The organism is Luedemannella flava, from assembly GCF_039528515.1.
Taxonomy (GTDB): Bacteria; Actinomycetota; Actinomycetes; order Mycobacteriales; family Micromonosporaceae; genus Luedemannella; species Luedemannella flava.
Map to the genome: position 1 here is coordinate 1 of NZ_BAAALT010000276.1, position 9,411 is coordinate 9,411.

Consider the following 9,411-nt stretch of genomic DNA (forward strand, 5'->3'; position numbering starts at 1 on the left):
CGCCGCGCTCGCACTGTTCGAGGCGGCCGCCGCGCCCGAGGCCGCCGCCGTGCGGTCGCTGCTCGACCACGACCCCGGTCGTTGACCACACTTCGCGCGGGGACTCATCGCAGGCTGACCGGCAGCCGTGTCAGGCCCTTGATCGACAGGCTGTCGCGGCGTTGCGGGGCGCCCGCCAGCGCCAACGCCGGGAAGCGGCGCACCAGCGCGGGCAGCGCCACCTGGGCCTCCAGCCGGGCGAGCGGCGCGCCGAGGCAGTAGTGGATCCCACCGCCGAACGACACCGGCGCGTTGTCGGGCCGCTCCAGCCACAGCCGGTCCGGCTCGGGGAACCGGTCCGGATCGCGGTTGGCGGCGCCGAGGTAGGCGACGATCCGCTCGCCCTCCCCCACGACGACGCCGCCGACCTCGACGGGATCGGCGGCGACCCGCGCGAGCAGCTGCACCGGGCTGTCGAAGCGCAGCAGCTCCTCCACCGCGGGCTGGGCCAGCTCGGGTTCCGCGCGCAGCCTGGCCAGCTCGCCGGGGTGCTCCAGCAGCGCGACGACGCTGTTCGCGAGCAGGTTCGTGGTCGTCTCGAACCCGGCCGCGAACAGCAGCGCGGCCGTGGTGAGCAGCTCCTCCCCGCTGAGCTGGTCGCCCGCCTCCTCGACGGCGATCAACGCGCTCAACAGGTCCGCGCCCGGCCGCCGGCGCCGCGTCGCGATCAGATCTTCGAGGTACGTCCGGATGACGGCGGCCGCCGCGTCGGCCTGATCGACCGCCTCCGGCGTGAGGACCTCGAGGATGCGCGTCCAGTCCCGCACGAGGGGCTGGAACTGGGCGCGGTCCGGCGCGGGCACGCCGAGCAGCTCGCCGATCACGTTGACGGGCAACGGGAAGGCGAGCGCGGCGACGAGGTCGACCTCGCCGTCCAGGCCGTCGAGCAGCTCGTCGACGAGGCGCCCGATCGCCGGCCGCAGCTCCGCCACCCGCCGGGCCGTGAACGCGCCGCTGACCAGCCGGCGCAGCCGGGTGTGGTCGGGCGGGTTGCGGATCAGCATGCTCGTGAACATCATCCGCAACGACGGCCGGTCCGCCCAGTCGGGGAAGCCGAGCACCGCCAGCACGTCCGGCGGCATGTGCACGAACCGCCCGTCGCGGGCGACCGTCGAACAGTCCGCGTACCGGGTCACCACGAGGGCGCCGTCGTCGGCCCGCACGACCGGGGAGATCTCGCGCAGCCGCGCGTAGCGCGGATAGGGGTCGGCCCGGCCGACCATCGTGGTCAGCTCGCCCAGCAGCGCCGAGACCTCCGGCCCGTCGACGATCCCGCTCACGGCACGCCTCCCCCCACGGTTCACCCCAGTCTGGCACCCGCCATCCGGTAGACAGAGGGGGTGGACGCGAACAGCGGATGGCTGCGCTTCGAGCGGACGGCAGGTCGCGTCAGACTCCGTGTTGCACAAGAAGTGCGACATAGGTTCCACACGATGTCAGCATTCGTTCAGTGACCGGTGGCGACGACATGACGGTCCCGTGCCTCCCGGCAAGGATAGAGGTCAATGGGCGGCCGGCCCGGCGTCGGGGCGGATGCGCGACGTCGCCACGATCGAGATCACCGCCGCGGCCGCCGCGCCGAGCGCGACCGACGCGGTCACCACGGCGGCCGGGTATGACGGCCAGCCGCCGGAGGCCCGGAGCACGAACGGCACCATCGCGCAGCCGCCGCCCGCGCCGGCGGCCAGGACGACCGCCGCGAGCGTCCGGCCCGTGAGCACCCGCCCCAGCGGCGACACCGCCGCGACGCCGAGCCCGACCACCAGCAGGCCGGCGCCGGCCATCCGGAAGGCCCACGGGAAGATGGCGTTCAGCAGGTCCCGCTCGCTCGCGTCGACGACCCGCAGAATGAGGAACGCCCCGGCCGTCAGCGGGAGCAGCGCCCACGCGGCCCCGGCCGGCCGCCTGGCCCGGAACCCGGCCACTACCAGGCCGGTAAAGAGGATCGCCGCGGTCGCGAGGACCACATGGGACCCCTCGGGGACCACGGCCAGGACGACCGCGTCGGAGGCTGGCGCCGGGATCTCGGGCGGCGTCTCGTGGTACGTGGTGGAGGTGTATACCCGGGCGCCGAGGCCGATCCGCGCCCAGACCCCGGCCGGACCACGGTGGGCCAGGCCGTCGCGACCGTTCGCGACGAGCACCACGAACCCGTCGGGCTGCTCCACGACCACCAGCGCACGGGAGGACAGCTGGGTGTCCAGGTCACCCAAGCGCTCGTACGTCGTCGCGAGGCGTTCGCGCGCCGCGTCGGTGACCTGCCAGGACACGTGCCACGTCGCGCCGCCGTCGGTGGTCTCCTCCACCCGCAGGTGTCCCGCGACCGCGCGGAAACAGTGGGTGGGCTCGGTGGCCACGCAGTCCGACAGGCCCGCCCACGGCAGGTCGGGACGACGGTCGGCACCGGTGCCGGTCGTGCGACCGGCGGGGACCGACGGCGGCGCCAGCACGGTCCACGAGGGCTGCGCCGCCGTGCTGGGCATGGGACGTGTCTGCCCCGGCCAGGGCAGGCTGTAGGAGTCGAAGAGGCGGCCGCCGTCCGTGCTGATCAGGCCGCGGTCGATGCGCTCCCCGTCGTGGTAGGCGTTGCCCACGCCGACGACGACGCCACCGTCCCACTCGGCCAGGGCCACCGCGGTGGGGTACTCGGGCGCCGACGTGGCGGCCACCGCGAGGGTCGCCGTGGGCAGCACGACGAGTACGGCCGCCAGCCGCGCCCAGCCCGCGACCGTGAGCCGGCGCGCGGCCGACCGCCACGCGAGCCAGGCGAGTCCCAACGCCGGCAACGCGACCAGGTCGGTCGGGTCGACCAGCACCCGCGACGGGCCGTTCGCCACGCTCCACACCGCCGAAGCCCACCCCGCGACCAAGGGACTCACCTTCACGGCGACAAAGCCGGCCCCGGTCACGGCGATCGCCACACCGGCGACCCGGCCGGCGGGGAGGCGACGGGCGGTCGCCGAGAGTACGACGGCGACGAGCGGCGGGGCCACCAACAGCCCCGCCGCGTCGCTCAGCTTGCCGGTCAGGAAGCCCGGCTGGGCCGCCTTCCACACGTGGTCGTTGAGCAGCAGCACCACGGTGGCCACCACGGTCACCGGGTGCGTCAGCCACGCCAGGCCGGTCGAGATCCCCCGTTGCGTCATGTTTCCCAGGGTCGGTACCAGCCGTCACGCGCCGATCACGACCCGGCGCCAGTATCGATGCGTGCTACTTCCCGCAACCCAGCCGGTTCGTGGTGAACGCGATGTCGTCGAGCCAGAGGTCGAAGTGGTCGGGCGTGGGCCCGCCCTGGTAGAGCTGCCAGCCGACCTTGATGGTGTCGACGGTCGGCAGGACGAAGTCCGTGGCGGCGCCGCCGTGCTCGGTCGTCGAGACGGTCAGGTCGGGCTGGGCCACGCCGTCGATCCAGACCGTGATGCGATTCTGTGGGCCGTACCACTGGAATTCGACGCACTGCCAGCGGTCGGCGACGGCGGGCGCGGACTCGCGCCAGTTGGTCCAGTCGCCGGTCGGGCCGCCGTCGGCGCCGACGCCCCAGAAGCTGCCGGGCGGCGTGACCGTCGGGGCGTACTGGCCGCCGAACGGGCGCACGACCTCCCTGCTGCCCGAGCCGGTCGCCTCGACGAGCGTGAAGTGGGCCCAGTCGGGCGCTGTCGGGAACTCGTCCACCTTGACGCGGAACCGGCCGTAGAAGCTGTTGCCCGGTGCGGCGAAGTCGACCACCTTGAGAAACGCCGTGCCGTTGGCCTCGGTGTGCACGCGCAGCACCTTGCCCGCGCGGCCGGCCCGCTCGACGGTCAGCGTGCCGTGCCGGGTGTCGATGCCCCAGTCTAGGCTGGCGGCCCCGCCGACGGGTTGGGCCTCGAAGTCCTCACAGAACAGCGCGCCGCGCGGCGGGCACGTGCCGCGCTGCGCGCCCGACGCGGTCATGGGCGTGGCGGCCAGTGCGGCGGCGGCGAGCACGCCCACCGTCACGAGCGCTCTGATCTTCTGCATGCGCAAACTCCTTGCCGATCGTGGGACGACGATGAACCCGGCAATCATATGCGTCAATATTTAGGACAATGGCGCCGACGCCCGCGATAGTTCCAGTGACACAGACTCGCGTCTGCGAACCCCACGCGCCCGACGTGCGGTCCGCCAGCGACGCAAGAGGCAGAACGGACGGACTTCCGTCACTCAGCGTTCCGGAAGCTTGCAATGAGTTACGAACACCATGAATTTCCATCTATCCTTGGGCCCGTTCGACAGCGACCGGCGCGGGACCACACGCGTCCCACGACAGCTGCCCCGCTTCGAACGGGTGGGAACCTGGGGAGGCTCGCCTGTGAACAGTTCCGTTGTCGCGTCACCGCACCGGGTGACGCACGGGGCGCGCGTGCGTGTCCTCATCGCCGACCACAATGGAGTGGTCCGGCTGGGCTTTCGCACTCTACTCGAACGCGAACCCGACATAGCCGTGGTCGCCGAGGTCGGCGACATGCCCGAGCTGCTCGCTCAGGTCAGCCACGGTGAGCCCGACGTCGTGGTGCTCGACGCACAGTTGCCGGGCCTGGACGGGCAGGCGGTCCCGGCCCGCGTGACCGAGACCGCCGGGGTCGTGATGGTCAGTGTGGCCGACGACCGGGCCGCGATAGCCCGCGCGGTCGGCGCGGGCGTGCTGAGCTACCTCGTGCACGGCCAGTTCGACCTCACGGAGCTGGCCGGCATCGTGCGCCTCGCGGCCGCCGGGCAGCCCTACCTCACGGCGTCGGCGTCCGCCGCCGTCATGGAGTTCGTCCGCCGCGACGCGGGCCTGGGCCCGCACCGTGGCCTGACCGCGCGCGAACGCGAGGTGATGGACCTCGTGGCGCAGGGATTGTCCAACCAGGATGTTGCGGAGAAGCTCGCTGTCTCCATTAAGACAGTGAAGAACCACCTGCACCGGGTGTTCCGCCAGCTGAAGGTGACCGACCGACGTAGTGCCCGTGACGTGTGGCTTGGCCGGCCGGTGAAGTCCTCCGGCGCGCGAAGTCCCGACCTGGATCGAAGTGAGTCCTAGGACCTGGACCTAGAGCATCGGGTCGTCCGTGGTCTTCGCGGCGCAGCATGCGCCGCCCACCATGAATGCGGCCTGTGCGTCCACAGTGGTCAACTCCAGGAGGTTCCGTGCGCAATCGCCGCATGCTCGCAGCAGCCGTAGCGACGGTCGCCGTCGCCGCGGTGCTGTCACCCTTCGCGTCGGCTCAGGCCGCGCCACCCACGGGGGTCCGCGTCGACCTGCGCGTACTCATCGTGTCCCAGGGCGACGTCACCACCGACGCCATCGCCAGCCAGCTGCGCACCGAGGGCGTGCCCTACGACACGGTCGACCTCAACGACCCGAACCGGCCGACGATCACGCCCCAGTTCCTGGCCGACACCGTCGGCGGTGTCACCCGCGCGAAGTACCAGGCGATCGTGCTGCCCAACGCGGCCCCGTTCACCGACTGGTCCGAGTACGACGCGGTCGTCAACTACGAGCGCCAGTACGGCATCCGCCAAGTCGACGCGTTCGTCTGGCCGTCGTACCTGGTCGGCATGCAGACCACCACCTACGGCGGGTCGCTGGACGGGATCGAGGCGACGGCCACGGCCGCCGCGCGGGCGGGCGCGTTCAGCTACCTGCGCGGCCCGATCGCGTTCGAGGACATCACCTCCGCCTACTGGGAGTCGTACGGGTACCTGCCCGCGGCGCAGGCCGACGGGACCGACGCGTACGGCACCACCCACCTCGAGCCGCTGGTGACCGCGCCCATCCCCGGTGGCGGCGGCACGGGCGTCCTCGTCGGCGAGTACACCGGCGACGGCCGCGAGCAGCTCGCCCTCACCTTCGTCTACAACCCGCAGCAGTGGCAGGCCCGCCTGCTGCTGCCCGGCATCGTCGACTGGATGACCGAGGGCGTCCACCTCGGCGAGTACCGCAACTACTTCTCGCTGCACATCGACGACGTGTTCGAGGCCGACGCGCGGTGGAGCACCGCCGGCAACTGCACGCCCGGCGACGACTGCGTCGGCTCGTACACGACGACCGACATCCGGATGACCGCCGCGGACGTCGCCGAGGCCGTGCAGTGGCAGAGCAACAACAACTTCACCTTCGACATGTACTTCAACGCCAACGGCAGCGTCGAGTACATCGCCGACCACGGCTCCGACCCGCTCACCACCGCCCTGCTGGCCAACAAGTCGCACTTCCGCTGGGCAAACCACACGTGGTCGCACGCCTTCCTCGGCTGCGAGCAGGACTTCACCGTGGTGCCGTGGCGCTGCGTCACCGACCCGGCCACCGGCGACCCCGTCTACGCCAGCCAGGCGCAGATCGAGGGCGAGATCTCGCAGAACCTGGCCTGGGCCGCCACCAACGGGCTGACCGTGGACCCGGACGAGCTGGTCACGGGCGAGCACTCCGGCATGCGCGTCCTGCCGCAGCAGACCGCCGACAACCCGCACCTGGCCCCCGCCCTCACCGCCACCGGCATCGAGTGGCTCGGCGCCGACAACTCCCGCGACCACGACCAGCGCGGCGTCGGCTCGGCGCTGACCGTGCCCCGGCACCCGCTGAACCTGTTCTACAACGTCGCCACCGCCGCCGAGGAGGTCGACGAGTACAACTGGATCTACACGAGCCAGGCCAACGGCGGCAGCGGGATCTGCGAGACCAACCCCGCGACGACCTGCATCACGCCGCTCACGTCGGCCAACGACTACAACAACTACATCGTGCCGACGGAGACCCGCATCGCGCTCACGCACGTGCTGGCCAACGACCCCCGTCCGCACTACATCCACCAGTCCAACCTCGCCGGCGACCGCCTGGCCTACCCGCTGCTCGAGCGCCTGCTCGGCACGTACCGCGCGGCGTTCGCCAGCAACACCCCCATCGTCTGCGAGCCGCTGAAGGCGAACGGCGAGGTGCTGGGGCGCCAGGCCGCCTGGACGGCCGCCCTGGCCAACGGCACCGTCACCGCCTATCTGCTCAACGGGGTGGTCACGATCGAGGCACCGAACGGTCTCGACGTGCCACTCACCGCCCCCACCGGCAGCCAGTCCGGCGGGACCGCCTTCGGCCAGGCCTACGGCGGCACCCGTTCAGCCTGGGTGCACTCGGACGGGACCCCCCTCACCGTCACCCTGCCCAGTTAGGACCCGCCCGGCGCGGCGTCCACCGACAACACGGAGCGACGTGAAGATCACAATGGTCACTGAGGGCACCTACCCTCAGGCCTTCGGTGGGGTCAGCGTCTGGTGCGACCAGATCGTACGGGGGCTGCCCGAGCACCACTTCGACATCGCCGGCATCTGCATCACCGGCCTGGAGAAGCCCGCCTGGGACCTGCCGCCGAATGTGACGCTCACCCCGATTCCGCTCTGGGCGTCCGGCCCGGCCCCCAAACGGCCGGGCCGGCGCCTGCGGGCGCAGGTCGCCGAGGCGTACCACCAGATGTTGTTGTCCCTGCTGGCGGAGCCGCAACTGGCCCTGCCGGCGTTCACCGAGTCGCTGCGCGCGCTGGTGGAGCTCTCCGAGTCCGGCCCCATCGGCGCGGCGCTGCGCGACGAGCGGGCGGTCGGCTGGCTGCTGGACGCGTGGCGCGGGGCGCCGCGCGTGGCGGAGACCGGCGCCACGCTCAGCGTGCACGACGCGCTGACGGTGACCGACCTGCTCGAGCACTGGCTGCGGCCGCTGCTGCAGCCGGTGCCGCCCGGTCAGGTCACGCACGCGGTGACCAACGGGCTGGCCGCGCTGGTGGGGCTGGCCGCCAAGTGGCGCCACGGCATCCCGATGCTGCTCACCGAGCACGGCATCTACCTGCGCGAGCGCTACCTCAGCTTCAACAAGGCCGGGTACGGCTGGTCGAGCCAGCTGCTGCTGCTGAGCTTCCTGCGCCAGGTGTCGGCCGCGGCCTACAAGGCGGCCGACCTGATCACGCCGGGTAACAAGTACAACCGGCGGTGGGAGGAGCACGGCGGCGCGGACCCGAACCGCATCGAGACCGTCTACAACGGCGTGGACCCGGCCGACTTCGCGCCGGCCGGGCCAGAGCCGCTGGCGCCCACCGTGAGCTGGGCCGGGCGGGTCGACCCGATCAAGGACCTGGAGACGCTGATCCGGTCCTTCGCGCTGGTCCGCAAGCAGCTGCCGGCCGCGCGGCTGCGCATCTTCGGCGGCACGCCCAAGGGCAACGAGGGCTACCTGACCCGGTGCGAGAAGCTCGCCGTCGAACTCTCTGTCGCCGACGCCGTCACCTTCGAGGGGCGCGTGGACAACATCGCCGACGCGTACGCGGCCGGGCACGTGGTGGTGCTGTCGAGCATCTCCGAGGGCTTCCCGTACACGGTGATCGAGGCGATGACCTCGGGCCGCGCCACCGTCTCCACGGACGTCGGCGGGGTCAGCGAGGCCGTCGGCGACACCGGTCTGGTCGTGCCGCCGCGCGACCCGGCCGCCATGGCCGAGGCGTGCCTGACCCTGCTCCGCGACGACCTGTTGCGGCACAAGCTCGGCGCGGCCGCCCGCCAGCGCGCCCTGGAGTTCTTCACGGTCGACCGCGCGGTCGGCTCGTTCCACGGGATCTATACGGCGCTCGCCGAGGGCCGTGACCCGACGAAGCGCATGGAGGTCGCGGACGACGACGACTTCGACACGAACGAGACGCGGATCCTGAGGCTGGCGTGAAGGCCCGCATCTCCGTCTCGGACAGCATGGAGCTGAAGCTGCGGGAGTCCGTGGACTCGCTGCAGATCGCGGCCCAGCTCGAGTCCGACGGCATGACCGACGCCCAGGCGAACGGGCGGCACGGCATACCGACCGTGTTCGACCTGGCCCGGCAGATGCGCCGGCAGGTGCCGGCGAAGCCGACCGCGGCGCCGAAGCCCGTCGGGCCGTGGCAGACCCGGCCCGGTCGGCACGTGCTGCGCGGCGTGCTGTTCGCGCTGCCGGCCGCCTGTTACCTGGCGGTCGCCGAGAAGGTGACCGGGCCGGCGGGCGGCACCGTCGTCATCGCCTCGCTGCTGCTCGCGTGGGCGGTGTCGCAGGCCGTCGCGTACCTCGGCTACGTGCGCCTCGGCCAGCTCGACCGCGACGGCGCCAAGGCCGTGCTGCGGCGCGGGCTGCTCGGGCCGGGTCTGCTGGTCGTCGCGGTCAGCGCGGGGCTCGCCGTCGCCCTGCGGGTCACGCCGGCGGTCGCGCTGATCGCCGTGGCCCAGGCCGCCTACCTGCTGGCCGCGTCGGTGGCGCTGGTGCTGGAGGCCGAGCGGGCGCTGCTGCTCACGCTCGCGCCCGGCGTCGTCGGCAACGTCGTCGCGGTCGTCGTCGGCGACGGCCGCCTGTTCGACGCCACCGCGCCGGGC

7 protein-coding genes are annotated in these 9,411 nt (G+C 72.3%); 4 read left to right on the forward strand and 3 right to left on the reverse strand.

From position 1 onward, the window contains the following. Positions 1-104 precede the first annotated feature (104 nt). From ABD211_RS30830 to ABD211_RS30840, 3 genes are all read right to left on the reverse strand, one after another. Positions 105-1,262 carry a cytochrome P450 gene (locus ABD211_RS30830; protein ID WP_344139463.1) on the reverse strand — a complete coding sequence of 386 codons (1,158 nt, stop codon included), beginning with the start codon at positions 1,260-1,262 and terminating at the stop codon, positions 105-107. Positions 1,263-1,541: 279 nt separating this feature from the next. After that, positions 1,542-3,185 (reverse strand): hypothetical protein, encoded by a 1,644-nt coding sequence (locus ABD211_RS30835; protein ID WP_344139449.1) that lies wholly within the window; start codon positions 3,183-3,185, stop codon positions 1,542-1,544. Between the two features lie 64 nt (positions 3,186-3,249). Beyond that, on the reverse strand, positions 3,250-4,038 hold the full coding sequence (locus ABD211_RS30840; protein ID WP_344139452.1) for an NADH dehydrogenase [ubiquinone] 1 beta subcomplex subunit 11: 789 nt from the start codon (positions 4,036-4,038) through the stop codon (positions 3,250-3,252). Between the two features lie 331 nt (positions 4,039-4,369). Between ABD211_RS30840 and ABD211_RS30845 the strand changes: the two genes are divergently transcribed. The 4 genes from ABD211_RS30845 to ABD211_RS30860 form a co-directional block, all read left to right on the forward strand. Next, the gene (locus tag ABD211_RS30845) at positions 4,370-5,083 is read left to right on the forward strand and encodes a response regulator transcription factor (protein ID WP_344139454.1); all 714 of its coding nucleotides are present in this window, start codon (positions 4,370-4,372) and stop codon (positions 5,081-5,083) included. Between the two features lie 122 nt (positions 5,084-5,205). Next, a complete protein-coding gene (locus tag ABD211_RS30850) occupies positions 5,206-7,206 on the forward strand; it encodes a hypothetical protein (protein WP_344139457.1) in 2,001 nt (666 codons plus the stop codon). Positions 7,207-7,246: 40 nt separating this feature from the next. Further along, positions 7,247-8,737 carry a GT4 family glycosyltransferase PelF gene (gene pelF, locus ABD211_RS30855; RefSeq protein ID WP_344139460.1) on the forward strand — a complete coding sequence of 497 codons (1,491 nt, stop codon included), beginning with the start codon at positions 7,247-7,249 and terminating at the stop codon, positions 8,735-8,737. Then, positions 8,734-9,411 (forward strand): hypothetical protein (locus ABD211_RS30860; RefSeq protein WP_344139461.1); only part of this gene is annotated, 678 nt, incomplete at its 3' end. The genes pelF and ABD211_RS30860, both read left to right, overlap by 4 nt.